The sequence below is a fragment of the Mannheimia sp. ZY171111 genome (assembly GCF_017750945.1).
Taxonomy (GTDB): domain Bacteria; phylum Pseudomonadota; class Gammaproteobacteria; order Enterobacterales; family Pasteurellaceae; genus Mannheimia; species Mannheimia pernigra.
In genome coordinates, this window is sequence record NZ_CP046532.1 from 1399370 (window position 1) to 1426111 (window position 26742).

Annotated in this window: 26 protein-coding genes and 3 pseudogenes; 17 read left to right on the forward strand and 12 right to left on the reverse strand. The window is 37.4% G+C overall.

Going from position 1 to position 26742, the window contains the following annotated elements; genetic code table 11:
* The first annotated feature begins 86 nt into the window (after nt 1-86).
* The 4 genes from tatA (at nt 87) to hemB (ending at nt 2800) form a co-directional block, all read left to right on the forward strand.
* Nucleotides 87-326 carry a Sec-independent protein translocase subunit TatA gene (tatA, locus tag GM698_RS06725; protein WP_159628569.1) on the forward strand — a complete coding sequence of 80 codons (240 nt, stop codon included), beginning with the start codon at nt 87-89 and terminating at the stop codon, nt 324-326.
* Between the two features lie 3 nt (nt 327-329).
* Nucleotides 330-971 carry a Sec-independent protein translocase protein TatB gene (tatB, locus tag GM698_RS06730; RefSeq protein ID WP_209289151.1) on the forward strand — a complete coding sequence of 214 codons (642 nt, stop codon included), beginning with the start codon at nt 330-332 and terminating at the stop codon, nt 969-971.
* On the forward strand, nt 958-1710 hold the full coding sequence (gene tatC / locus GM698_RS06735) for a twin-arginine translocase subunit TatC (protein ID WP_176807404.1): 753 nt from the start codon (nt 958-960) through the stop codon (nt 1708-1710). Before tatB ends, tatC begins: the two co-directional genes overlap by 14 nt.
* Before the next feature lie 70 nt (nt 1711-1780).
* Nucleotides 1781-2800, forward strand: a complete 1020-nt coding sequence (hemB, locus tag GM698_RS06740) for a porphobilinogen synthase (protein WP_209289152.1) — start codon at nt 1781-1783, stop codon at nt 2798-2800.
* Between the two features lie 155 nt (nt 2801-2955).
* Here hemB and GM698_RS06745 read toward each other — a convergent pair whose 3' ends face one another.
* From GM698_RS06745 to GM698_RS06775, 7 genes and pseudogenes are all read right to left on the reverse strand, one after another.
* Nucleotides 2956-3468: a hypothetical protein gene (locus GM698_RS06745; RefSeq protein WP_176811924.1), complete on the reverse strand. Its 513-nt coding sequence runs from the start codon at nt 3466-3468 to the stop codon at nt 2956-2958.
* Between the two features lie 12 nt (nt 3469-3480).
* On the reverse strand, nt 3481-3846 hold the full coding sequence (locus tag GM698_RS06750) for a hypothetical protein (protein ID WP_176811923.1): 366 nt from the start codon (nt 3844-3846) through the stop codon (nt 3481-3483).
* On the reverse strand, nt 3846-4919 hold the full coding sequence (locus tag GM698_RS06755) for an IS1595 family transposase (protein WP_176811922.1): 1074 nt from the start codon (nt 4917-4919) through the stop codon (nt 3846-3848). Before GM698_RS06755 ends, GM698_RS06750 begins: the two co-directional genes overlap by 1 nt.
* A 317-nt stretch (nt 4920-5236) precedes the next feature.
* Nucleotides 5237-5347: pseudogene (locus tag GM698_RS06760) on the reverse strand (DDE transposase); the annotation flags it as partial.
* Nucleotides 5348-5719: 372 nt separating this feature from the next.
* Complete coding sequence (locus tag GM698_RS06765) at nt 5720-8122, reverse strand: class I SAM-dependent DNA methyltransferase (RefSeq protein ID WP_176811921.1); 2403 nt, start codon at nt 8120-8122, stop codon at nt 5720-5722.
* A complete protein-coding gene (locus GM698_RS06770) occupies nt 8112-8306 on the reverse strand; it encodes a hypothetical protein (protein WP_209289153.1) in 195 nt (64 codons plus the stop codon). Before GM698_RS06770 ends, GM698_RS06765 begins: the two co-directional genes overlap by 11 nt.
* Before the next feature lie 35 nt (nt 8307-8341).
* Nucleotides 8342-8674, reverse strand: a complete 333-nt coding sequence (locus GM698_RS06775; RefSeq protein ID WP_075620618.1) for a helix-turn-helix domain-containing protein — start codon at nt 8672-8674, stop codon at nt 8342-8344.
* 206 nt (nt 8675-8880) lie between these two features.
* Between GM698_RS06775 and GM698_RS06780 the strand changes: the two are divergent.
* The 4 genes and pseudogenes from GM698_RS06780 (at nt 8881) to GM698_RS06795 (ending at nt 11540) form a co-directional block, all read left to right on the forward strand.
* A pseudogene (locus GM698_RS06780) lies at nt 8881-9781 on the forward strand (transposase).
* Nucleotides 9782-9789: 8 nt separating this feature from the next.
* Nucleotides 9790-10212, forward strand: a complete 423-nt coding sequence (locus tag GM698_RS06785; RefSeq protein WP_176811919.1) for a hypothetical protein — start codon at nt 9790-9792, stop codon at nt 10210-10212.
* Nucleotides 10213-10269: 57 nt separating this feature from the next.
* On the forward strand, nt 10270-10740 hold the full coding sequence (locus GM698_RS06790) for a hypothetical protein (protein ID WP_176811918.1): 471 nt from the start codon (nt 10270-10272) through the stop codon (nt 10738-10740).
* Entirely contained in the window at nt 10707-11540 is an 834-nt protein-coding gene (locus GM698_RS06795; RefSeq protein WP_176811917.1) for a nucleotidyl transferase AbiEii/AbiGii toxin family protein, read from the forward strand. Before GM698_RS06790 ends, GM698_RS06795 begins: the two co-directional genes overlap by 34 nt.
* A gap of 22 nt (nt 11541-11562) precedes the next feature.
* Here GM698_RS06795 and GM698_RS06800 read toward each other — a convergent pair.
* Both GM698_RS06800 and GM698_RS06805 read right to left on the reverse strand, forming a co-directional pair.
* Nucleotides 11563-11939, reverse strand: a pseudogene (locus GM698_RS06800) (hypothetical protein).
* Between the two features lie 136 nt (nt 11940-12075).
* A complete protein-coding gene (locus GM698_RS06805; protein ID WP_176809284.1) occupies nt 12076-12765 on the reverse strand; it encodes a pirin family protein in 690 nt (229 codons plus the stop codon).
* Nucleotides 12766-12962: 197 nt separating this feature from the next.
* On the opposite strand from GM698_RS06805, the gene GM698_RS06810 reads away from it, so the two are divergent.
* Together GM698_RS06810 and map are read left to right on the forward strand one after the other, a co-directional pair.
* On the forward strand, nt 12963-13628 hold the full coding sequence (locus GM698_RS06810; protein ID WP_176807401.1) for a 7-cyano-7-deazaguanine/7-aminomethyl-7-deazaguanine transporter: 666 nt from the start codon (nt 12963-12965) through the stop codon (nt 13626-13628).
* 79 nt (nt 13629-13707) lie between these two features.
* A complete protein-coding gene (gene map / locus GM698_RS06815) occupies nt 13708-14511 on the forward strand; it encodes a type I methionyl aminopeptidase (RefSeq protein WP_176809283.1) in 804 nt (267 codons plus the stop codon).
* A 96-nt stretch (nt 14512-14607) separates the two neighbouring features.
* Here the strand turns inward: map and GM698_RS06820 are convergent, their stop codons facing one another.
* From GM698_RS06820 to thiP, 3 genes are all read right to left on the reverse strand, one after another.
* The gene (locus GM698_RS06820) at nt 14608-16032 is read right to left on the reverse strand and encodes a sucrose-specific PTS transporter subunit IIBC (RefSeq protein ID WP_176807399.1); all 1425 of its coding nucleotides are present in this window, start codon (nt 16030-16032) and stop codon (nt 14608-14610) included.
* A 107-nt stretch (nt 16033-16139) separates the two neighbouring features.
* The gene (gene thiQ / locus GM698_RS06825) at nt 16140-16781 is read right to left on the reverse strand and encodes a thiamine ABC transporter ATP-binding protein (RefSeq protein ID WP_176807398.1); all 642 of its coding nucleotides are present in this window, start codon (nt 16779-16781) and stop codon (nt 16140-16142) included.
* Entirely contained in the window at nt 16778-18352 is a 1575-nt protein-coding gene (gene thiP, locus GM698_RS06830; RefSeq protein ID WP_209289154.1) for a thiamine/thiamine pyrophosphate ABC transporter permease ThiP, read from the reverse strand. Before thiP ends, thiQ begins: the two co-directional genes overlap by 4 nt.
* Nucleotides 18353-18612: 260 nt before the next feature.
* Here thiP and GM698_RS06835 point away from each other — a divergent pair, with 260 nt between their 5' ends.
* From GM698_RS06835 to GM698_RS06865, 7 genes are all read left to right on the forward strand, one after another.
* Entirely contained in the window at nt 18613-18870 is a 258-nt protein-coding gene (locus tag GM698_RS06835) for an HPr family phosphocarrier protein (protein WP_159628559.1), read from the forward strand.
* A 114-nt stretch (nt 18871-18984) separates the two neighbouring features.
* Entirely contained in the window at nt 18985-20706 is a 1722-nt protein-coding gene (gene ptsI, locus GM698_RS06840; protein ID WP_176807396.1) for a phosphoenolpyruvate-protein phosphotransferase PtsI, read from the forward strand.
* 80 nt (nt 20707-20786) lie between these two features.
* Nucleotides 20787-21287: a PTS glucose transporter subunit IIA gene (gene crr, locus GM698_RS06845; RefSeq protein WP_159628557.1), complete on the forward strand. Its 501-nt coding sequence runs from the start codon at nt 20787-20789 to the stop codon at nt 21285-21287.
* Nucleotides 21288-21503: 216 nt separating this feature from the next.
* Nucleotides 21504-22931 carry a tRNA (N6-isopentenyl adenosine(37)-C2)-methylthiotransferase MiaB gene (miaB, locus tag GM698_RS06850; protein ID WP_176807395.1) on the forward strand — a complete coding sequence of 476 codons (1428 nt, stop codon included), beginning with the start codon at nt 21504-21506 and terminating at the stop codon, nt 22929-22931.
* Between the two features lie 241 nt (nt 22932-23172).
* The gene (locus tag GM698_RS06855; protein ID WP_176811912.1) at nt 23173-24096 is read left to right on the forward strand and encodes an aminoimidazole riboside kinase; all 924 of its coding nucleotides are present in this window, start codon (nt 23173-23175) and stop codon (nt 24094-24096) included.
* A gap of 92 nt (nt 24097-24188) precedes the next feature.
* Nucleotides 24189-25619: a glycoside hydrolase family 32 protein gene (locus GM698_RS06860; protein ID WP_209289155.1), complete on the forward strand. Its 1431-nt coding sequence runs from the start codon at nt 24189-24191 to the stop codon at nt 25617-25619.
* 45 nt (nt 25620-25664) lie between these two features.
* A complete protein-coding gene (locus GM698_RS06865) occupies nt 25665-26678 on the forward strand; it encodes a LacI family DNA-binding transcriptional regulator (protein ID WP_176811910.1) in 1014 nt (337 codons plus the stop codon).
* Nucleotides 26679-26742 lie beyond the last annotated feature (64 nt).

Here is a 26742-nt window from a genome sequence, read left to right on the forward strand (position 1 = left end):
ATTTTTTGCGAAATCCCTTTTTTATATGCCAAACTGGCATATAATAAGCAAGATTTTATTTACCTAAACTAAACAAAGGAGTTTTTATGGGCGGTATTAGTATTTGGCAACTTCTGATTGTAGTGGCAATTATTGTTTTACTTTTTGGTACCAAAAAGTTACGCACTTTAGGTTCTGACTTAGGCGAATCGGTAAAGGGTTTCAAAAAAGCAATGTCTGATGAAAAAAAAGACGCAGGATTTGAAAAAGTTGAAGTGGTTGAAGTAAAAGAAAGCGTTTCAACAGAGCAACAGCAAACCGTTGTAAAAGATAAAGAGCAGGTTTAATCCGTGTTTGATGTAGGTTTTTCTGAATTAGTGCTAATTATGGTTGTGGGCTTAGTGGTTCTAGGCCCAAAACGTATGCCGATTGCAATTCGCACCGTAATGGGCTGGATTAGTACAATTCGAGGTTTAGCCGCAAATGTGCAAAATGAATTGTCTCAAGAGCTTAAGCTGCAAGAGTTAAAAGAGAGCATCAAAAAGGCGGAAGAGCTGAATTTGAGTTCTCTCTCGCCTGAGTTAAGTAAAACGGTGGAAGATCTAAAAAGCTCTGCCACGCAGCTTCAAGATTCTATTCACTCTGCCAAAAATGAGTTTGACAAAAATGCTACTACATCCGCAACAGTGTTGAAACTAACGGATGAGCAGGTTGTTGAAATTCAGCAACAAATTGAGCAAGAAAACCAAAAGTTAGAAGCTCAAGAATTGCAAAAAAATGTGGAAAAGCAACCGCTTGTAGATGATTTGTCTGAGCAGTTAAATGTTACTCAAGCAGAAAGCGAGCTGTCATCAGATGAAATTGCTGAACTTGCTGAAATGGAAGAGTCAGTTGATATTTCTAAATACTATCCATCAGACGATGATTTGGCAGTGCCTGATACGGCTGAAATAGCTAAGACATCACAGGAGGAAGAGTATGGCAGACGCTGATGAATCCCAACCGCTGATTTCGCATTTAATTGAACTCAGAAACCGATTACTACGCTGTGTTATTTGCATTTTAGTCGTGTTTTGTGCGTTAGTGTATTGGGCAAATGATATTTATACTCTATTGGCAACCCCTTTAACAGAGAACCTGCCTGAAGGGGCAACGATGATTGCCACTAATGTTGCAACGCCATTTTTTACACCCATTAAATTGACGATTGTGGTTTCAGTGTTTTTATCTGTGCCTTTTATTTTGTATCAAATTTGGGCTTTTGTTGCCCCTGCTTTGTATAAACAGGAAAAACGCTTGGTTTACCCACTGCTGGTTTCAAGCACATTGTTATTTTATTGTGGAGTAGCTTTCGCTTATTATGTGGTGTTCCCATTAGTTTTTGGTTTCTTAACCTCAACTGCACCAGAAGGGGTAACAATGGCAACCGATATTAGCAGCTATTTAGATTTCGTTTTAACTATTTTTATGGCGTTTGGTGTCTGTTTTGAAGTGCCTGTTGCTATCATTTTATTGTGTTGGGCAGGGGTAACAACCCCTGAAGATTTAAAGGAAAAACGCCCTTACATTATTGTGGCTGCTTTTGTCATTGGTATGTTTCTCACACCACCTGATATTTTCTCTCAAACCTTATTGGCAATTCCAATGTGTTTGCTGTTTGAGGTGGGGGTGCTGTGTGCTAAATTTTATCGGCCAAAAGATGATGAGCCATCAGAGCAGGTTGCACAGTAATAGTCTATTTATTTAAAAAGGCATAGCACCTGAGGCTGTGCCTTTATTTTTAGGAGTTAAGGAATTTAAAATGCAAGTAATTCAATCCCAATATCCTTTACGCCGTATGCGTCGTTTACGCAAACACGATTTTAGTCGTCGTTTAGTGGCAGAAAACCAATTAACTGTAAATGATTTAATTTATCCTGTGTTTGTGATTGAAGGTGAAAACCAACGTGTATCAGTGCCTTCTATGCCTGGTGTGGAACGTTTAACTCTCGATCAACTTTTAATTGAAGCGGAAGAACTCGTGAAATATGGCGTACCTGCGGTAGCCCTTTTCCCTGTGGTGGGCAATGCAAAAAAATCCTTAATGGCGGAGGAGGCGTATAATCCTGAAGGCTTGGCTCAGCGTGCAGTGCGTGCATTAAAAGAGAGATATCCTGAGCTTGGTGTGATTACCGATGTCGCCTTAGATCCGTTTACTACTCACGGACAAGACGGCATTATTGACGAAACAGGTTATGTGCTCAATGACATAACCACTGAGGTGTTAGTAAAACAGGCTTTATCCCACGCAGAAGCAGGAGCGGATATTGTTGCACCAAGTGATATGATGGATGGAAGAATTGGCAAAATTCGTGAAGCGTTGGAGGTAAATGGTTTTGTTAATACTCAAATTATGGCATATTCCGCAAAATACGCTTCTAACTACTACGGGCCATTTCGTGATGCTGTCGGTTCTGCCGGTAATTTAAAAGGCGGCAATAAATATACCTACCAGGTTGATCCTGCGAATGGTAATGAGGGCTTACACGAAGTGGCAATTGATATTCAAGAAGGGGCGGATATGGTTATGGTAAAACCAGGAATGCCTTATTTGGATATGGTGTGGCGGGTGAAAGAAAACTTTGGTGTGCCAACCTTTGCCTACCAAGTTTCGGGCGAATATGCAATGCATATGGCTGCGATTCAAAATGGCTGGCTAAAAGAGCGTGAGTGCATTATGGAGGGGTTACTCTGCTTTAAACGAGCAGGAGCGGATGGTATTTTAACTTACTTTGCTAAACGTGTCGCGAGGTGGTTGTATGAAGATGCGTCAGCAAAATAATGGATAAATAACAAGCGGTGAAATTTGCAAAAAATCCGGTATTATGTAGCAGTTGCACAAAGCCTAAACTCAAATCTAACCGCAATAAAAAATGCCTTTAACTAATTAAAGTTAAAGGCATTTTAGTTTAATAAGTTAGAGCTAGTAATGTTTGTTTATTCAAATGGAATGCTACCTTCTAATAGTAACTCAAGTTCTTCATCAGTAAACGTGATAGGTGCTGATTTTCGTCTTTCTTTTTCCCTTTCCAAGAGCATTTCTTCCATTATTCGGGGAAAGGCTTGCTCTGCTCGTAATACATAATCTGATTGAGTGAGTAAATCTCTTACACTCATTGGACAACGCAAACGAGTGGTATCTTCTGCAAAGCTCACTTCTACTTTAGGTCTTTTGTTTTCTTCACTTTCATCGTCATCAAGGTTGATGCATATATCAAAAATGGCTAACACCACTTGATTATCTGCGATTTCGTACGCACCATAAATGGTAAATAAGCTATATAGCGGACGATCTATTTGTTTGGCGATACTACTCAAGGATTTATGCAGGGAAAAGAAACTGAAATCAAAAGTGGATTCTGAATAAATCATCGCTAATCCTTTCATAAACTTCTTAAAATCTTCATAGGACATTTTACGTAAATCAACGTTAAGTGATGTGTCTGTCATTGTTTTTCCTTATTAACGAGTGAAATTTTCCCAATAGGCAATATGTTCATTTTTCATCTTTCCCCATAGGCTAATATAGGGAAAGAGTGCCAATGTAGGCATTGTCAAAATTGTATTTGCATCAGGGATAGGTGTTTTTAAATAACCAAATCGATAAATTAAGCCTGCGATAAGCGTGATGAGTTCAAGCAATATTACCCAAGTATTGCCTATTGCTATGGCATAATATATTGGCGTATCTTGATAATTCACAATCAAGTAATGGCTTATTGTGATGATGATCGCCAATAACATTACATAGTAGAAAAAGCGTAGTCGTTTTACTCGTTGATAAAAGACATTTAATGTAAGAATGTAGATTAAAATAAATGCTTGCATTATGCCACCAATGAATAGTGAAAGTCATTTGAAGCATATAGGCTTTCTAAGCCAAACTTAGCTTCTGGTTTTTTATTGCCTTGCCAGTACCCTGTAAAATCTCGTGATGGTAAGGTGTTTAAGCAACATTTTAGTAATTGCTCAAATTTCTCTTTTACACTTTTTCGGCGATTATCTTCTCGCCACGCTATTTCATTTGCATAAAACATCAGATATTTATTGTTCATCTTATGATAGACACCTGTAATTGCTCGCCGTAACCGTGCGAAAAAGGATTCGGCTAGGTTATTCGTTACGCCGTCAATCGAACAGTACTCTTTCGAATGGTTTACTCGCCATAAATCATAATGAAAGGCTAAACTGTCGTAAGCAGAGTTTTCATCAGCATGAATGGTACTATTTTGCTTGACTAGACGTTGCGTTAAATGAAGTATATCTTGCGTATTTTCTTCTTTAATTAAGGCTACAATACTTCTATCAGCCCCTTTCATCACTTCTTGATTAGCGGCACGTTGGCGGAATACCAATACACAAGATTTATCTGCACGCTGATAACGTTTCTTTCGTCTATCAATACGTTTATGGAGAAAGTTTTTAGGACGAATGTAGTTGTTCATGTAAGCTCCATCAATATGAACTTCGCCACTTAAATGTGTTAAATCTTTGGCTTTATCAAGCGATTCACGAAATTTATGCAGCAATACCCACGCTGTTTTATATTGCACGTTGAGCTTGTGTGATAGCGTAATAGCAGATAATCCTTTGCTTTCAGTCGAAAAATAGAAAATTGCCAATACAATTTTACGCAAAGAAAGTTTTGCACCTTGAAAAATAGTGCCTGCTGTAATAGAAAAACGATGTTGGCAATGTTTGCACTGCCATTGTTTACGAGTAGAAATGAAATAGGCGTGGTGGCGAGTATGACAATGCGGACAAATAACATCATTCATCCCATCTACATTATCCCAACGAGCTTGTTTTAATAGCTGAAAAATCTCGTCATCAGACAAGCTCACCAAGCTATCCACAGATAGTTGGCGTGCTGTCGCTGATAACCGAAAATGTTGTGCCATAGAAACAAAAATCCCTTCATTATAACTCTGAAATTTTCAAGCCTTTTTAGGCTTAAAAAGCAAAGTCATAATAAAGGGACTATTCTCTGTGGGCAAAAAGATATTATTTTATAGGGTGCTTGTCAAGCACTTTCTTTTGTCAAGTGTTTTTTGAAATTTTTTGTATTTTTGAATATAACCAGTTCAAAAAAGGCCTAAGCTATGTCAAGAGAAATTTTTTGATGAGTTTAATTGCTGATATTTTAAACATATTGAGTGGTTATCCTAAGTGACTTATTCTGTAATTTAGACGTGCTACTTCTATGATTCTATCAGAGATTTCCCCAACGGTTTGCTTTTAAAAGTTGGAAGGCTTCATCTTCACTTAGACGGAAGATGTGTTTAAGGGATAATGTTTTAGATTTGCTTGAAAGTAAGTAATGAGCCATAAGTATTCCTTGTGTGTACAAGGCACTCAAAGCTAAACGCCAGACATAAAAAATCGCCCACTTGAATTTCCAGGTCGGCTCAAAGCGTTTTGCCTTGAATACCGTACTGCCACAAGAAATACGTGGGCTTTAATAATAAACAACTTGCAAACCAAAAATGGAGCCTTAATAAAAGGTTTCTACGCCTATATGGTTCGCAGTGCTTCTTTGAAAGAAGCTAGGCTAAATATAAATAAATGGTTCATTGGCAAATTGTTCATCAATGATGAACGGTATTTAATATAGAACTACGTTGTTTTTTTGTCAAATAAAAAAGGTACTAAGAACTTAAATAATAGACATAAAATAGGGCTAATGTAGATTACTTCCTAATTAAATAATTGGAAGCAGGAGCTCACCCAAACGTTCACCTTTAGGTTTTCTACCATAAGAAAATTTGAATCTGTTTGCAGTTATATATGCAGCATATAATAACTTTGTTTCTAAATTCATATCCAACTTAGGTTCTAATACTACAACATTACTATTTGGGATAAATTCTTCAATAGATACATAAGCATATGTATGACTCCCCGCACCATCAGTTGAAACATATAGTGTGCCAGCAGGAAATTTTTTTTCATCTCTGACAGCTTTACTTTCGACAAAACCAGCATAGCTAGTAGATTGTCTTTTAGATGGTCTTACGTAAGGTAAGTAATCATTTGATATTTTATCTTCTTGGACTTCAACATTAGATGAAATAACACCGTTATGCATATTAAAGACTTCATCTAGCCTTTTTTGATGCTTAACATTCAATTTTGAATGAAGACATGTTACGTTATTTATTATTTCAATAATCTCTTGTTCATCTCCAATATTGCCATTTTCTATTCTAAAAGCCATATATTGATAGCAAGGCTTCAACACAGTATCAATAGTTAGAGAATTATAATTCGTTTTTAAATAAGCTTCAGCTAACCATTCATTATCAGCTGTTACTTTTCTTTTAACACTAAATTGAGAATCTTCTTTTTGATTAATAAAAGATGATAGCCATTGTTCTTGAAGTTTATTTTCACCATACCATTCATTATTTATATCAGCACGGCCAAGATTTTTTGTTTTTGCAAATTTATCATCTCTCCAATATCCAAACCAAGTTTCTTTTAACTTAGAATGAGGAATGTGAGCTGTTATAACAACCCCAACTGTAACTATAGAAGTTTTACTATTTGCAAATAAATCCTCTGGTAGAGATACAACGGCTTCTAATGTATGATTATCCAATAGCTTCTTCTTATTTATATAATTAATTCCAGTTGTATCATTAATAACACTGGCAGGGACTAATGCTATAACTTTACCTCCCTTTTTTACGGCGTTTAAATTTGAAAATATAAAATCAAATTCTTCAATATCATCCGTAGCCATTTTAAATGGGGGATTTAATAATCCAATATCTATCTTATTTTTATCTAAATCAATATCTTCATAACGTTTGGGTATTTTTCTACTTTCTTCGTTTTTTTCTTTATTATTGTCTTTATGTGTTAATAATTTGTGTGGAATAATATCGAAAGAACTTCCCCAGTAAATATTACTACGCCCATCAGAATGAATGATCATATTTGATACTAATAGAGCAAGAATACTGTCTTCATATTCAATACCATAAATCTGATTCCTCTTAATATCTAAAATTTTTTGTTCATCATCACCAGCATCTAAGATCATTTCCCCCATTGCAGCAACTAAGAACCCCCCTGTTCCAGCTGCATTATCTAGTACAACAGTATCTTTGTTTACTCCAGCCATTTTGGCAAAAAGTTGTGCAATATGTAATGGGGTTAATACAATACCCAACCCCTTATCTGTATTAGCATATCGTAGAAATTCAATATAAAATTGGCTGAGAGTGTCAATATATTTATATTTATCAAGAAAAGTATAAACATTATCTTTAATTGAATTAATTACAGATAACAAATTAGCAAGCCCAGTTTTCTTATCTTCAAAAGTTTTGTTTGAACGAATAAAATTAAATGCTCCTAAAACCGTATCTGCATTTTTATTTTTTAATTCATCCGATCTTAATTCAGATGATATGGCATTTAACAAAGCTGTAATTAAGTCTTTTGATGTTTTGTTTTCTTGATAAGAAATTCTGAAAACATTATTCTGCAATGCTACTAATACGCCACTAATTAGTAAAGCTCTGTTTGATTCTTTAATTTTCTTTTTGTGTAAATCAGCATTTAATGTTTTAGCATAAGATAAAAGAGTATTATAATCTCTACGAAATGCTTCGTCTGATTCCAAAATTAAACGTAAGTAATTTTTGTATGGTAAAAGTTTATCTGCATCAACATGATTAACATTATCTGTACCTCTTAGCTGCCAAAAAGCATCTACTTTGTAATCACTAGGAGTTCCACTGATTGCAATAGATAAAACATCAAATTCCTTTGATACAAAAGATGAATAAAGCAAAACTCCATCAACTGCATATCCAGCATATTTATCTCTATTTTTACTTTCATGAAAACGAATATCGGGTTTACATTCAATCAAAAAAATAATATCGGGATATTTATGTGATCTAATGATAAAGTCAGGGATACCATTTCGATTGCCTTTTTTACTTGCATTGGATAGTAATTTCTTTACTTTTTCATTTTTTGTTTTATCTTTAAATTCAACGATTAAATCGTCATCACCTAAATATCCATTCTCATTCAAAAGATCTTTGAATAACCATTCTGTTTCTGTTTCTGAATGTTTAGATTTCATTAGCAACCTCCAAAAGTAAATTTGCAAGGTTGAATGAATAAACGTAAATTATTGCGTTGCGTTGCGTTGCGTTGCGTTGCGTTGCGTTGCGTTGCGTTGCGTTGCGTTGCGTTGCGTTGCGTTGCGTTGCGTTGCGTTGCGTTGCGTTGCGTTGCGTTGCGTTGCGTTGCGTTGCGTTGAACATTTTTGAGATCCCTATTTTAGTATGTCAAGTAATAATTACTGTTTCTCTGAAATTTCTTTAAAAGAAATTGAGAAAGCATCTTTTAAGTTTTCAGGCATAGTGCGGTAGTCTGAAATTAATTTCGTTTCTTGCTCTGACATTACAGTTTTTTGTTGTTCAGATTGAAACATTTCGCCTTCACCACTTACCAGCCAGTTCAAATTCACTCCAGCTTTAGCAATGGCAGTCATTCCTTCTGCATTAGGTTCACGTTCACCGCCAACATAACCTTGTAGTGTGCGGTAAGCGATGCCAGTCTGTTCTGCAAAATCTTTAATTTTCCAGTTTTTCGCTTCACAAATTTGTCTCAGTCTTTCTGATATGCACATTTGAGCGTTCCATTTTCAATACTAGATTGACAAATATCGCAAATGAGCGTATATTTGACATTAAATGAGGAATATTTTATCACGTTTGAGCGTGTATGAAATACTCTAATAACATAATTTTTTGGCAATTAAAAGTTTTACGGCAATTTAAATTTGCAATTTAAATTATTAACCTAATCAGACATATATCATCAGAAATAACTACAATGACCCAGCACTTTCTTTTAACCAGCAAAGCTCGCACGCTTTCATCTATTAAGATAGCTCGCCTATCTGATGATGAAGCGTTTAGCTTATTGTGCGAGTTACGCTGGGGAAGTAAAGACGTGGTGGTTTGCCCTAAGTGCAGTGTACAACATAAAGCTTATTTTATCTCTACTCGCAGCAGTGGCGATGCAAACATTGTAATCATACGTTTAGCATTACATCAGGCACGATTTTTGCCAATCGCAAGAAGTCGCTGCAAACCTATCTCTACATCATCGCCAAATTTGTGAATGCCGCCAAAGGTATTTCATCACTACAACTGGCTCGTGATGCGGGAGTCAATTACCGTACGGCGATTACCGTACGGCGTTTGTGCTGTCGCATAAAATCCGCAAAGCCTTATTAGATAAGCGAGATTTACAACCCCTATCAGGGGAAGTGGATAAGTTAAATCGTGGGGCAAAACGCTCACACATCTTTGTTACCCATTTGGAAACGCAATCTGTTGTTAATTCTTTTGCTAATGCTTATATTGAGAAAAAGAGCCGTATCAATACTGATGAAAGTAATGCTTACGGTGAATTATTGCTGAATTATGATTTACGTACCGTCAATCACAAAAAAGAATATCGTAGTGATTTAGGTGTAACCAACAATCAAGCGGAAAGTTTCTTTAGCCCCTTCAAACGAATGTACTACGGACAAACCCATAAAATGAGTAATACCTATTTACTCAATTATGCTAATGAAGTAGCTTACCGTGAAGATCATCGTAGAAAATCAAATGGTTGGCAGTTCAAAGATGTGCTAAGCAAATGCCTAAATACCACGAATGAAAATAATGAATGGTGTGGCTATTGGCAACGAAAAATTGTTCATCAAGAAGTGATTTGGCAATAGGAATAATAATGGCTTATAAACTTGACCAAAAACTAAAAGCCCTTGTCTTTGAACGTAAGCAAGTGCTAGAGCATTTAGCATTATTAGATGTGAAGATTGCTACCGTTCAAAAAGCCATTGATTTAATGAAAGCGGAAGAAGATATAGCACGTTATAACACGGAAAACTTCATTTATCGCCATAGGTATAAATTATTCAAAGGGAAAATCCGAAAGTATCTTGTTCAGATAATGCGTGATGAACCGAATAAAGCCTTTACCATTACCGAGCTTACCCTACGAATTTTTGATATTGAACAGACACAAGGCATTCCATCAGAAAAACATTTGGATTCCGTGCGTAAGCAGTTAAATGCGTTTTATCAGCGTGGTTGGATTACAAGAACACAAATCAGCCGTAGAGAAGTTTATTGGCAGTGGAAAACCCATTGATATAAAATCAGATTTTAACGATAATTCAGATATAACTGGTTGATTTTAGGACAAACTATGCTACTCATTCCCCCAACACAAACCAATCGCTATGTGAGCAGTCTTGTGGCTCTCAATATTCATAGCCCCAATGGAACAGGCGATTGGCATAGTGCGGCAGCATTAAATGACAATGCATATCCGCAAGATTTTTATATTTATGGCTTTGGTCAAAAACGAAATACCCATCATCTTTTAGGCGATATTGGGATTATTGACGGTACAAAAAGGCTCAATGATATGGGGTATTTCCCTGAAAACAGTCCTGTTTGGCTTGCTGACCACCCAAGAGCTTGTGTCGATTATCTTTACACGGCTGTGTTGCAAACAGGCTCCATTGGGCGTGTTATTTTAGATGATTGGTTCCCGAGTGATGAAGATAAACTGTCGGTTTATCAATTACTTGACCAAATTGAACCGCACTTAACCGAACAAGAAAGAGAAAATTTAATGCTATGGAAACACAAAAACCCAATAACAAGCTATTAACAGAACGTGATAAATATCACGAAAAGTTAATGATCAATATTTTAAAAAACCTTTCTGATACACCGTTGGTATTAAAAGGTGGAACAGCACTTTATTTAGGTTATGGCTTAAACCGTTTTTCAGAAGATTTAGATTTTGATTCGTCAAAGAAATTAAATTTGCTGAATAAAATTAAATCTTCGGCTCCACAAGGTATTGTGATTGATAATATCAATGTGAAAAAAGATACAGATACCGTAAGCCGTTATGTAGTTAATTATCATATTCGTGATACAGGTATCAAGGATTCGTTAAAAATAGAAATTTCCTATCGAACCCCAACACCTGATGAACAAATTACGATTAAAGATGGGATTCGCTTTTCATCGGTAGATCGGATTATTGATAATAAACTAAATGCGGCTTATGACGGGGAAAATACACGAACCAAAGGGCGTGATTTATTTGATTTGCATTTTTTAGCCACACAATACGCTGAACACTTCACACCAGACCTAGCAGAACGGTTAAGTAATTTTGTTCAAGATCCTGATAAGCTCGTAAGTTTATATAGAGAAGATATAGAAGCCGATCCACTACTAAATAAAATTATGGACGTAGAGCAAATTGCTCTTAACTTGAATGATATTGCTAATGAAATTTGGTTAAATAAGCAAACAGAACTTATGCAAAATCACCCAGCAATGCAAGCCATAATGACAAGTTCGCAACGTGATTTTCAAAGTTTATTAAATTCAGCAACAAGCACAAAAGAAGAACAAAAGCAGTCGATTTCTTCAACCTTAAAATTTAAACCTTGATAAAAATAGCGACAAAATGTCGCTATTTTAGCAATTTCAACCGCCAATGAAACCCTGCACGCTCAACCAAGCCTTTTTTGCTAACCGCAACAACATTCTTTTTACCACCTTATAATAGCTATCACCTACATCAACAAACTGCGGTTGCCCCACTAACCGTAATGCCTGTTCTGCGATATCTCCACATACTAACCACGTATCCTGATTTTCCCTTAATACTTGTGCGATTAAACGAGCGGTAATCACAGACTGGCTTTTCGGTGTTTTCGGCATAAATGGATCGGTCAATTCGCTAATCTCTTGCGTTAAAAGTTGCATTTGCACCGTTAATAAATCTTGCTTTTCTTTCAGTTGAAGTAATCGTTCAACTAACTCGTGTTTGAGTAACTTTTGTGTCATAATAAAAATCCCTATTGAGTGAAAATTTCAATAGGGATTTTAATGTTTTTAATTGGTTAAATCTTTGTGCAACTGCTACATAATACCGAAAAAATCTTACAAATTTAACCGCTTGTATCTTATTTACAGCCCTAATTTATACTAAGTCAAACAGTAAAAATTCTACGTTATTTTGAGCGTAGATTTCTAATAGATCTTCTTGGCGAATACCTAGTGCATCGCTGGTGGTTAGCTCAATCCCGTTTACTTTTACATTTCCTTTTACGACTTGTAACCAATAGCTGCGGTTAGTGTTAAGGGTAACTTGTTCTGTTTTTGCCGTGGGATATTGGTAACGCCACAATTTCATATCTTGATAAATGTTGAATGAGCCATTTTCTGCGTTTGGCGAAAGAATTAACGTTGCCCCCTCTTTCGGCGTAAATTTGTCTTGGCTATAGCGTGGTGTTACACCTTTTTGATTTGGAATAATCCATATTTGATAAAGATGTAGCGTTTCGTCTGAAGAGGGATTGACCTCAGAGTGGAAGATTCCCGTACCTGCCGACATAATCTGAAATTCGCCTGCGTTCACTTCGGTTTTATTTCCCATACTGTCTTCGTGAGCCACACGGCCGCTTAGCACATAAGTTAATATTTCCATATTATCGTGCGGGTGCTTGCCAAAGCCGTGATTTGGGGCGATGAAGTCCTCGTTAATTACCCGTAAATGGGAAAAGTGAATATGTTTTGGGTCGTAATAATTAGCGAATGAAAAAGTGTGATAGCTCTCAAGCCAATCAAAGGATCCATTACCACGTTCGTTTGCTTTTCTAATTTGTAACATTATATATTCCTTTTTTGTTTTGTTGAGCCTAGTTTACCTTATCTAAAAATAGATAAATATGTGTTTTTGTCTTCATTGTTTTTATTGGTAAATAATTAATAAAAAATGACCGCTTGCATTTTCCTTAAAAACCGTTATGATTACGCCCCCTTGAGTTCCCTTACCTCAAGTTGTTGTTTAACTAAAAAGGATACAATATGAATCTTAATACTTACTTTTCCGATGAAGGTAAATTTCGTTCACTGATTTTACTTTCCCTTTTCCATATTTTTATTATTACTATCAGTAACTATTTAGTGCAGATCACGTTTGAAATAAACGTGCCTTTTACTGATTGGATTATTCCGACTACTTGGGGAACTTTTACTTTCCCATTTATTTTCTTAGCAACGGATTTAACGGTGAGAGTTTTTGGGGCGGAGCTCGCTCGAAAAATCATTTTTCTCGTGATGTTGCCCGCGTTGTTAGTTAGCTATGTTATTTCAGTTTTATTCTTTGAAACTCAATTTCAGGGAGTTGCGGCGTTATCTGAATTTAATCTTTTTGTTTTTCGTATTGCGTTGGCAAGTTTTAGTGGCTATGTGGTTGGACAACTTCTGGATATTTTTGTATTCAATCGTTTACGTCAAGGCAAAAGTTGGTGGCTAGCACCAATGTGCTCAACCATTTTCGGTACATTAATTGACACCTTCGTCTTTTTCGCTGTGGCATTTTATAAAAGTAGTGATGAATATATGGCGGAACATTGGTTTACCATCGGATCGGTAGATTATGCCTTTAAGCTATTTGTGAGCTTATTATTATTTCTCCCACTTTATGGCGTGGTGTTAAATGTCATTATGAAGAAATTAGATTTGAAATAGAAAATAGTGCAGTGAGGGTTTGGGGGTTATGCCGAAAAAAGGTATAATCCCCTTAATTTTTTTAAGTGAGAATAATGTAATGAATAATATCCCAATTAGAAATGAAGAAGAAATTCAAAAATTACGCGAGGCTTGTAAGTTAGCTTCAGATGTGTTGGTTATGATCAAACCTTATGTGAAAGAAGGCATCACAACAGGTGAGTTAGATAAAATTTGCCACGAATATATTTTAGAAAATGGCGCAACTTCCGCTTGTTTAGGCTATCACGGTTTCCCGAAATCGGTCTGTATTTCTTTAAATGAGGTAGTTTGTCACGGCATTCCAAGTGATGATAAAAAATTGAAAAAAGGTGATATTCTCAATATTGATGTAACAGTGATTAAAGATGGCTATTTCGGCGATAACTCAATGATGTATATGGTGGGTGAGCCAAGTGTGCGTGATAAGCGTTTAATTGAAGTGACTCAAGAGTCGCTTTATGTAGGCATTCGTACTGTAAAAGCGGGTATTCGTTTAAAAGAGATCGGCACGGCAATTCAAAAATATGTCGAGAAAGAAGGTTTTTCGGTAGTGCGTGAATATTGTGGGCACGGCATTGGTACTGAATTCCATTGTGATCCACAAGTCGTACATTATGCCGCAGATGACGGTGGCGTAGTGCTAAAAGAAGGTATGGTCTTTACCATTGAGCCAATGGTTAATGCAGGAAAACGAGAAATCCGTTTAATGGGAGATGGCTGGACAGTAAAAACCAAAGACCGCAGTCATTCCGCCCAATACGAACATCAAATTGTGGTAACTAAAAACGGCTGCGAAGTGCTGACAATTCGTGATGAAGAAATTCAAAATGGACGTATTGCTCGTGTGATGCAAAATGTCTAACCCATCATTTGCAATTGTTTAGAAAAAACAACCGCTTGTAATAGCAAAAGGGATTAAGCTAACACTTAATCCCTTTTCTTATTTAGATTATTATCTTTATTTCACTTTCGCTTGAGCTTTTTTTACCCAAATCGCTGAAATGGTGAAGGCTAAAACAAATGAGATCACCATACCGACAGAGTACATAGCAAGGCTATCTGGTTTGATTGAAGGAATGCCTAAGAAACCTGCTGCCCCTAAGGCAATGGCTTTAACATTAAAGAATGCAATAAATGCACTGGATAAACCTGAGGCAAGCATTGCCGCAATAAAGGCTTGGCGGTAGCGTAGGTTCACCCCAAACATTGCAGGTTCGGTAATCCCTAATAATGCAGAGATACCCGATGGAATAGCTAAACCACGTACTTTGGCATCTTTCATTGCAAACGCCACGCCTAAACAAGCGGCACCTTGTGCAATATTAGACATTGCGGCAATTGGGAAGATGAACGTTCCGCCTGTTCTTGCAACTTCTGCAAGCAATTGAGTTTCTACTGCAATAAAGGTTTGGTGCATACCCGTAATGACAATTGGTGCATAGAATGTACCGAAGATGGCACCACCAATAAAGCCTAATGTGTCATATAACCAAGTTAATCCTGCTGAAATGGCAGAGCCTGCCTCACGTCCAAATGGACCGATAACAGTGAAAGCGAGTACGCCTGCAATAAAGAGAGAAAACAGTGGTGTAACCAAATTATCTAAATAAGATGGCACAAATTTACGGAAAGTTTTTTCAAGAGTTGCTAATACCCAAGCAGAAATAATCGTTGGAATCACTGTGCCTTGATAGCCTACTTTTTCGATTTCTAACCCGAAAATATGCCAATATTTGATATTACCTTCCATTAAAGTTTTCGCATAGTTCCAACCATCTGCCAATGCAGGGTGAACTAATAGCATACCTAAAGCTGCCCCTAAGAACGGATTTCCGCCAAATTTACGGGTAGCGGAGAAGCCTAATAGAACGGGGAGGAAAACGAACGGTGCATTTGAAACTGTATTGATGAAATCCACTAAGTCCGCAATTGCAGGATAGCGACTTACAACCGATTCCCCTTCCCAGAAGAATCCTACCGCAGTAAGCATTGAGTGAATACCCATTAACAAACCGCCTGCAACGATTGCAGGAATAATAGGCACGAAAATATCGGCTAAGCCTTTTACCAAGCGTTGTAGCAATGGCTGATTTGCTGCACTAGCAGCGGCTACTTCAGAGGTGGACATATCACCAATGCCCATCTGTTTTTGCATTTCAGCATATACCTCGTTTACTGTGCCTGAGCCAAAAATAATTTGGTATTGCCCTGCTGTTGAGAACTGACCTTTTACGCCCTCGATGTTTTCAATAGCTTCTTTATTTACTTTTGATTCATCCGCAAGGGTTAAACGTAAACGAGTTGCACAGTGGGCAAGCGTTGTGATGTTTTCTTTTCCGCCTAATTGTGCAATCGTTTGCTCGGCGATTTTAGGAAAATTCATAGTAATTACCTTTTATGTGAATAGAACGGTTGCATTCTAACTAAAACGGTTTAGCTAAAAAAGAAAAGATTGAAAATATTTCTAAAATTGTGATTTAGATCACATTTTTATAAAAATTGATCTTGAATGATTTTTCCATTTGAAATGGTCAGCACTCGATTAAACAAAAACAAACTTTCTTCTAATTGATGGGTAACCATAAGAAGTGTAAGGTTGCGGCTTTGGCAAATATCTAGCACAATTTTTTGTAAATCTTCTCGGCGTTTTGGATCGAGGGCAGAGAACGGTTCGTCTAAGAGCAAAATCGGTTTATCTCGTAATAAGGTGCGAGCGAGAGCAACACGCTGTTTTTGCCCACCTGAAAGCTGATCGGCCTGACGATTTAAAAATGCTTCAATTCCCATTTGTTTGGCAATCTGCTTGACCCGCAATTTTTGCTCTGCATTGAAGGATAATTTTGGTGCAAGTGCCAAACCGATATTTTGCTCTACCGTTAAGTGTGGAAAAACATTATTATCTTGAAACAGCATTGAAATAGGGCGTTGTGCCACTTCAGTGTGAGTGTGATTTTCTTGGTTTAAAAACAATTCCCCATTTTTCGCTTTTTCAAAACCTGCAATCAGATTAAGCAAAGTGCTTTTACCCGCACCGCTTTCCCCAACTACAGCAATGCGTTCGCCTTGATTAGCGGAAAATTGGAAGTGCATTGGCATTTGCTCATAGGTAAATTGAAGATCTAATTTGATCATGTTTTATCCTTTATACATAAAAATGGCAACAAGGCGAATAGCATTAATATTAATGCGGTAACGGCAGCATCTTCGGTTCGATAGCTTCCAAGTTGTTGATAGAGCAAATAAGGTAACGAACTGAAATCACGATTTCCAAAAAAGGCAATCACGGTAAAACTGCCTAAACTTGAGGACATCGCCAATGCAAAGCAGGTTGCAAGCGGTCGAATTAGCTGCATTTTTTCCACAATCCACCAGCGTTGAAAGCCTGTTAGCCCTAAACTTTGAGCGAGTTTGTTGTGAGAAATGAGGCTATGCCACATTGCTGAAAAGAGCATCGGATAGATAAAAGGCAGCAAGGTTAATCCGTTGCATACGCCTACTAAAACTAATAATTCAGTCGTTGAGAGATCTTGATTCATCAATAAAATAAACAATCCGACAGATAATAAAAAAATAGGCAGTAACAATGGATAAATTGCAACGCTACCTAAAATACTGTGGGCAATTTTTGATTTTTTATAGAGCAGTTGGCGAGCTTCAAGAGCAATAAGATAGCTAATGCCAATCACTACAAAAGAGGCAATAAGGCTTAAGACTAACGAGAACTGAATTGCTTTCCAGAGGGCTGGATTGAGTAAACGCTCGCCGAGGTTTGACACGCTTATGCCAGCCCATATCACACTGACAAGCGGTAGAATTATGACAAAACTTTGCAAAAAAATGACCGCTTGTAAAAAGGCTTTAGTTAAACCTGTTGGTTTGAGTTTCCAAATATCTACTCGATTAGGTTGTTGTTTTAACTGCTTGAAAGCAGAGGTGGTAATTCGGTTCATCAAAAATTGTAAGCTCATTCCCACAACAAATTGTACCGAAATCAAAATAATCGCTTTTGCAAAATCAAACTCAAACGTCACGGCTTGATAAATAGCAACTTCTAAAGTGCTATATTTCGGACTTCCACCTAGCATTAAAACAATCGGGAAGCTGGTGAAGCAAACTAGAAAGACCGTCATAAAAATGTAAGGTAAAAGCGTTCTGATGACAGGTATCTCCACAATTTGAATATAGTGCCGTCCCTTTAAATTTAATTGAGCAGCAAGTTGAAAGCGATTACTTGGGATGAGGTTTAATCCGCTAATGTAATATTTCATCACAAATGGGATATTGAATAAACAGTGAGCAATGATAATGCCTTGCAAGCCATACAAATTAAACTTCCATTCCCAACCTAAAAATTGAAAAAGGTGTGCCAGCCAGCCTGAATGACCGAATACGCCAATCACAGCAAAAATAATCACAAGAGAAGGCAATGCCCAAACAAAAGATAGGGTTTTATAAAGTAATTGTTTGCCTTTAAAGTCTAAATAGAAAAAAGATCTCGCTAAAAAGCTACCTAAAATCAGTGAAAGTACAGCAGAAAGGGTAGCTTGTAGTGAACTATAACCCAGAATTTTTAATACATAAATGCCAGAAATTAAGGTAGTATCTTGCTGATGTCCGACCAGTGACCATAAACTAAAGCTATAAAGTGCAATAATGCTGAAGTAGATAAACCAGGCTGTTGTTTTGGTTAATTTGCTAAGCATATTGCTCCAAATGTTGAAAATTAAGGGAAAATCGTGCTGAAATTATTGTAACATTTCCATCTGGCAGTATGCTAGAATCTTGACATTTAGCAAATGATTTTTAAATTAGCTCAAAAAAATAGCAATTTTGGGGTATGATGCAACAAGTTTTTTACTTTTTTTAGCGTGTTTTTAATTTAAATTTGTAGTAAAGTTGCGGTTGAAAATCAATTGATTAAAAATAAATTTTTTTTAACTCTCAAATTTAAGAGGAATACATTATGTACTCAAAAGATGTTGTTATTACAGCTCCTAATGGTTTACACACCCGTCCTGCAGCTGAGTTTGTTAAAGCCGCTAAAGGTTTTGTATCAGATATTACGGTTGCTTCAGGTGGTAAAAGTGCAAGTGCAAAAAGCTTATTTAAATTACAAACATTGGGGTTAACTCAAGGTACAACCATCACTATTTCTGCTGACGGCGAAGACGAGCAAAAAGCAGTTGATTTCTTAGTAGATTTGATTCCTACTTTAGAGTAATTTTTTCTATTCTTGGATTAAGATTTATATCACTTTATTGCAGCGAAATGCTGTAATAAAGTGTTTTGCTATGTAATATCGAGACGATTTATCATCTTACATAAGGACACGATTATGATTACAGGTATCGCAGCTTCCCCTGGTGCTGTATTCGGAAAGGCATTAGTTTTAAAAGAAGAGCCGATTATATTGAATGCTCGCAAAATTACCTCAAGCGAAATTGAGGCGGAAAAAGCGAAATTCTTTGATGGACGTGAAAAAGCTGTAGCTCAATTAACCGCAATTAAAGAAAAAGCTCGCCGAACCTTAGGTGAGGAAAAAGAAGCGATTTTTGAAGGTCATTTAATGATCTTAGAAGATGAAGAACTGGAAGAAGAAATTCTAAGTTATCTGAGTGATAATCTTGTGACTGCAGATGTTGCAGCAAGTAAGGTAATTGAAATGCAAGCCTCAATGCTTGCAGAAATTGATGATGAATATTTAAAAGAGCGTGCAGGTGATATTCGTGATATCGGTAATCGCTTAGTGCGTAATATTTTAAATATGAATATTATTGATTTAGGCGATATTCAAGATGAAGTTATTTTAGTCGCTTACGATTTAACCCCTTCTGAAACGGCACAATTAAATTTAGATAAAGTATTAGGCTTTATTACTGATATTGGTGGTCGAACTTCCCACACTTCTATTATGGCTCGTTCGTTAGAGCTTCCTGCGATTGTAGGCACAAACAATGTGACTTCTTTAGTAAAAACGGGTGATTTCTTAATTTTAGATGCCATTAATAACGAAGTGCATTTAAACCCATCAGAAGAAAAAATTGAAGAATTTAAATCCTTACAGGATAAATTAAAAGCAGAAAAAGAAGAACTGGCTAAATTAAAAGAGTTACCAGCTGAAACCTTAGATGGTCATAAAGTTGATGTAGCAGGTAATATTGGTACTATTCGTGATGTAGATGGAATTTTGCGTAACGGTGCTGAAGGGGTTGGTTTATACCGTACTGAGTTTTTATTTATGGATCGGAGCCAATTACCGAGTGAAGAAGAGCAGTTTCAAGCCTATAAAGAAATCGTAGAAGCGATGGATGGTAAGATGGTTATTCTTCGTACTATGGATATTGGTGGCGATAAAGAATTACCATACTTAGACTTACCGAAAGAGATGAATCCTTTCTTAGGTTGGCGTGCAGTGCGTATTGGTTTCACTCGTCGTGAAATTTTAGATACTCAATTACGTGCAGTATTGCGTGCCTCAGCATTCGGTAACTTAGCGGTAATGTTCCCAATGATTATTTCAGTAGAAGAGATTCGTTTGTTGAAATCTATCGTGGCAGAATTAAAAGAGCAATTACGCAGTGAAGGTCACGCTTTTGATGAAAACTTAAAACTGGGTATTATGGTGGAAACTCCATCGGCTGCGATAAATGCTCGCCACTTAGCAAAAGAAGCGGACTTCTTTAGTATTGGTACGAATGACTTAACTCAATATACACTTGCAGTGGATCGTGGGAATGAAATTATTGCTCACTTATACAATCCATTAAGCCCATCTGTGCTAAATTTAATTAAGCAAGTAATAGATGCTTCGCACGCTGAAGGTAAATGGACGGGTATGTGTGGTGAGTTAGCAGGTGATGTGCGTGCAACCGCATTATTACTTGGAATGGGCTTAGATGAGTTTAGTATGAGTGGTATTTCTGTGCCACATATTAAGAAATTAATCCGCTCAATTCATTTTGCTGAGGCGAAAGCATTAGCTGATAAAGCACTTGCTCAACCAACCGTTGCGGATATTGAACGTTTAGTTGATGAGTTTTATCAAAAATTAAACTAACTTGAATTATTTAGCATACAAATACAAAATTCTCGTATAAAATGTATAGGAATTCTGTAATATCTGAGGGAGATTTTAAGATGGGTTTATTTGATAAATTATTTGGTTCAAAACAAAAAGAGAGCCAAGAAATCAAAATTTATTCACCATTAACAGGTGAGATAGTAAACATTGAAGATGTGCCAGATGTGGTTTTTTCTGAAAAAATCGTAGGCGATGGCATTGCAATTCGTCCTGCAGGTGATGTTATTGTTGCACCAGTAAATGGGACAATTGGTAAGATTTTTGAAACTAACCACGCATTTTCTATTGAGTCTGAAGATGGCGTTGAGTTATTTGTTCACTTTGGTATTGATACCGTTGAATTAAAAGGCGAAGGCTTCTCTCGTGTTGCGACAGAAGGTCAAACTGTAAAAGTGGGCGATCCTATCATTAAATTTGATTTAGCCTTACTTGAAGGTAAAGCTAAATCTGTTTTAACACCAATTGTGATTTCAAATATGGACGAAATCAGCAACTTATCTAAATTAAACGGTCAAGTTGTTGCAGGCGAGAGCGTTGTTTTAACCTTAACAAAATAATTCTAAAATAATGAATAGAGCCACGATATTAAAAAAATCGTGGTTTTTTTATTTGTGCAATATCAGATTTATGCAGATTATTTCTAGATAAAAAATAGGCGAGAGGGTAAAATGTGCTATAAATTTTGCGTAAAGAGTTTATTTTGAGTATAAAAACAATAAATTGCTTTACGCTTTTCTTTTCTAACTAATTGATATATTTATTATTTTTTAACTATGGCTAAATTACATATTACCACTTGGGGCTGCCAAATGAACGAGTACGACTCGTCAAAAATGGCAGATTTGCTAAACTCAACACACGGTTTTGAACTCACAGAGCATCCAGAAGATGCAGATGTTTTACTTTTAAATACCTGTTCTATTCGTGAAAAAGCACAAGAGAAAGTATTTTCACAACTTGGTCGTTGGAAAAATTGGAAAAAAGACAAGCCAAATCTAATTATTGGCGTAGGTGGCTGTGTTGCTTCTCAAGAAGGGGAACATATTCGTGATCGCGCCCCTTATGTGGATATTGTATTTGGTCCTCAAACCTTACACCGCTTACCTGAAATGATTAACCAAATTCGTGGCGGTAAAAGCTCGATTGTGGATATCTCTTTCCCAGAAATTGAGAAATTTGACCGCTTGCCAGAGCCCAAAGCGGAAGGTCCAACTGCTTTCGTGTCAATTATGGAAGGCTGTAACAAATATTGTTCATTCTGTGTTGTGCCTTACACACGAGGCGAAGAAGTTTCACGCCCAGTGGATGATGTATTATTTGAAATTGCACAACTTGCTGCTCAAGGTGTGCGTGAAGTAAATTTACTCGGTCAAAACGTAAATGCTTACCGTGGCGAAACGTTTGACGGTGGAATTTGTACTTTTGCTGAATTGCTCCGTTTAGTGGCGGCGATTGACGGCATTGATCGCCTTCGTTACACCACTAGCCACCCAATTGAGTTTACCGATGATATTATTGAAGTTTATCGTGATACGCCTGAATTAGTCAGCTTCTTGCACTTACCTATTCAAAGCGGAGCAGATCGAGTGCTGACGATGATGAAACGTAACCACACTGCGTTAGAATATAAGGCGATTATACGCAAATTGCGTGAAGTTCGCCCTGAAATTCAAATTAGCTCAGACTTTATTGTCGGCTTCCCAGGAGAAACGGCGGAAGATTTCGAGCAAACGATGAAAATTATTGAGCAAGTAAACTTCGATATGAGCTTCAGTTTTATTTACTCAGCTCGTCCAGGTACGCCTGCGGCAGATTTGCCTGATAATGTATCAGAAGAGGAGAAAAAAGCGCGTTTATCACGTCTGCAACAACGCATTAATCACCAAGCAATGCAATTTAGCCGAGCAATGTTGGGCACAGAGCAACGCATTTTGGTTGAAGGACCCTCTAAAAAAGATTTAATGGAACTCACAGGGCGTACTGAAACCAACCGAGTCGTCAATTTCGTGGGAACGCCTGATATGATAGGCAAATTTGTTGATGTGAAAATTACCGATGTTTACACCAACTCTCTGCGTGGTGAGGTTATCCGTACGGAAGAGGAAATGGGATTACGTATGGTGGAATCAGCAGAAGATGTGATTGCCCGAACTCGTAAAGAAGATGCCTTAGGTGTTGGCAAATACGTAGTCAATTTGTAAAAAAATGACATTTTATGACCGCTTGTAGCGAGAATACAAGCGGTCATTTTTTTAGAAAAATTGGCATTTTATCGCCTCTCGACATTGTTCAAGCATTTGAGTAACGATGGTTTTGTAAATTTTAAAGTGCAAAAAAGAAGGAAAAAAAACCGCTTGTAGTTCACTAAAGCATAAAATAAATTATATAATAGCTTTAGCTAAATCGTTTTAGTTTTATATTAAGCAGATTAAGAGAGACGTTATGAATAAGATTTGGGTAACTGGTGATGCCGTTGTTGATTTAATTCCCGACGGCGAAAATCACTATTTGAAATGTGCAGGCGGTGCACCAGCAAATGTGGCGGTGGGGGTTTCTCGTTTAGGTGTTGAGGCTGGTTTTATTGGACGAGTAGGTAACGATCCGCTTGGTCAATTTATGCGAGATGTGCTGGCGGCAGAAAAGGTGTCTGTAGAGAATATGATTTTAGATGATCATTATCGCACTTCAACCGTGATCGTTGGTTTAGATAATGGTGAGCGTAGCTTTACCTTTATGGTAAATCCAAGTGCAGACCAATTTTTAGAAATTGGCGATTTACCTGAATTTAGTCAAGGTGATTTCTTACATTGTTGCTCCATTGCTTTTATTAACGATCCTTCACGATCAACCACTATTGAAGCGATTTGCCGTATAAAACGTGCAGGTGGATATGTTTCGTTTGATCCAAATTTGCGTGAATCGCTTTGGAAAAATCTTGATGAGATGAAATCGGTGGTGAATTCTGTGATCTCAATGGCGGATATTCTCAAATTTTCAGAAGAAGAGCTGACCTTATTAACCGATACAGCAAATTTAGAAGACGCAACCAAAGTAATGACTGCTCAGTATCCAGAAAAACTCATTATTATTACTTTGGGCAAAGATGGTGCCATTTATCACTTCAACGGTAAAAGCCAAATGGTTGCAGGTAAAGCCCTCGCACCTGTTGATACGACTGGTGCAGGCGATGCTTTTGTCAGCGGATTATTAGCCGGTTTAGCCAACACGCGAGATTGGAAAGATGAAACCGCTTTAGTTGAGGTTATCCGCAAAGCAAATGCCTCCGGTGCGTTAGCCACCACTGCAAAAGGGGCGATGTCAGCATTGCCGAATAAAGCAGAGTTAGACGCATTTTTGGCAGAATAGTTTTATTTTCCCTCTCCCTGATTTGTCTTCTGAACGAAGAAAAATCTGTCCCTCTTCCACAAGGGGAGAGGGTAACTAAACAGGAAATCCCTATGCACATTTTCAATAACGGCAAATACAAAAGCCTACACGCTCAAAGCGAGGGCGAATTAAATACTCTTCGCCAAACGGTACTTTCTGACCAAGATTTCTATCCAACTTACCATCTTGCTCCTAAAACAGGCTTATTCAATGACCCAAACGGTTTAATTTTTGATGGTAAGAACTACCACATCTTTGCTCAATGGTTTCCTTACGGTGCATTGCACGGAATGAAGCATTGGCAGCATTTTATGACCAAAGATTTTCAAACCTTTGAAAAAGGGGAGTTATTAATTCCTGATGAATTGTTTGAATCACACGGTTGCTATTCTGGTGGAGCGATTTTATGGCAAGGCAAAATCGTGGCTTTCTATACGGGTAACACCCGCCGTCCTTCTGATAACGCTCGAGTTCCACATCAAAATATTGCGATTTTTGATACTTCAGGAAAATTGCTTGAAAAACGTTGTATTATTGACCAGGCCCCTGCAGGTTATACTGAACACGTGCGTGATCCGAAACCTTATATTACAGCGGAAGGCAAAATTCGTTTTGTACTTGGTGCTCAACGTGAAAATTTAACTGGTACGGCGTTAATTTATGAAATGCATGATCTAAATGATACCCCTCGTTTAGTTGCCGAACTTGATGTGAATGGTTTTGATAATAGCAACGTGTTTATGTGGGAATGCCCAGATCTATTCAGACTTGGCGGAAAAGATCTGTTTGTTTGGTCGCCACAGGGTAAACTGCGTGACAGTCATCAATTCCAAAATAACTATCACGCCACTTATGCGGTGGGGCAGTTAAATAGTCATAGTTTTAATGCCGAGCATATTGAAGAATTAGATTACGGCTTCGATTTTTATGCACCACAAACGGTGGAAAATTCGGATCGCATTATGTTTGGCTGGGTTGGCTTGCCCGATCTTACTTACCCAACAGATAAATACCAATGGCACTCAATGCTGACAATGCCTCGCAAGCTTTCCTTAAAAAATGGCAAAGTGGTACAGCAGCCGATAGTGCATTTAGGCGAGCCACAAGCGGTCGAAATTTCAGAAAATGTTGCAATTGATGATTTAGATACAGCTTATTTGCAAATTTCTGTGGAAAATCAACCGCTTGTATTAGATTTTTTCAGCAATGAACAAGGGCAAAAGCTCACAATCCGTTTTGAAAACGGCGTATTTAGTTTAGACCGTAGCCAAAGTGAGCAAACGGAATTAATGGAAAAGTTTGGTACGGTTCGTCATTGTAAAATCGAAAAATTAGACACGCTGGATATTTTCTTTGACCGCTCGGTAGTGGAAATTTTCCTCAATGGTGGCGAACAAGTGCTAACGTCTCGTTTTTTTATTGCTAAGCGTGAAAATATCGTGAAAAGTTCTCGTCCTCTCCAAGCGAGAGTAGCAAAAGTAATACCAATTAGCGTAGAATAAAACAAAGTGGGCGGGAAAGCCCCAAAATGATAAAAAGGAGAAAGTGTGAAAAAACGCTTAACGCTAAGCGATATTGCAGAGCTAAGCGGTGTGTCTAAAACCACCGCAAGTATGATTTTAAACGGGCGGGGCAATGATTTTAGAATTAAGCCTGAAACCTGTCAAAAAGTAAAAGATATTGCCCAAAAATACGGTTATCGAGCCAATGTTTATGCTAAATCTTTACAAGCTCAACGTAGCAATGTAATTGGCTTAGTCATTCCTGATTTAACTAACTATGGTTTTGCGTTAACCTCAAAAACGTTAGAAAAATTATGTCGTGATAACGGCTTACAGCTTGTGATTGCTTGCTCTGATGACAGCTTTGAAGGTGAGAAAAAAGCGATAGAGCGTTTGTTAGATAGGCAGGTAGATTTGCTCATTACCGCTCCTACTCACTACGAGCCGAGTTACTATAAAAGTATTACTCAATATACCCCAATGTTACAGCTAGACCGTTATATTTCCGGGCTAGATGTGCCATCTATAACCAGTAATGATACCGAAACAATCAGTATGTTGGTGGAAAATATGGTTAGAGCTTATCAGCCAACTGAATTTTTCTATTTGGGCGGTCAGCTCTCGCTCTCGCCGAGCCAAAATCGTTTGAAAGGCTTTCGTGAAGGATTGATGCAGTCGCATTTGGATTTTGATGAAAATTGGCTGCTGCACAAAGATTATCAGCCTGAATCGGGTTATCAGATGTTTTCGCAGATTGTAGAAAAGTTAGGACGACTGCCTGAAGCAGTATTTACCGCCTCTTTTACTTTGCTTGAAGGGGTAATGCGTTATTTAACCGAGCATCGCCAAATGGATAAACTCTTAACCCAAGAACTGCATTTAGCCACTTTCGACGATCATCATTTATTGAATGCGTTGCCGTTTCATATTCACTCAATTAAGCAAGATCATCAACAAATCGCAGAAAGAACCTTTGCCTTAATTCAGCAGAAATTAGCCCAGAACACGGTGGAAAGTGTGAAAGTGGATTGTGAAATCTTGTGGCGGGAAGCGATCTAATCTACGAGAATGAGGCATTAGTTGAGATAATTGCGAAATAAATTGCCTAAATACTGCCTGCCAT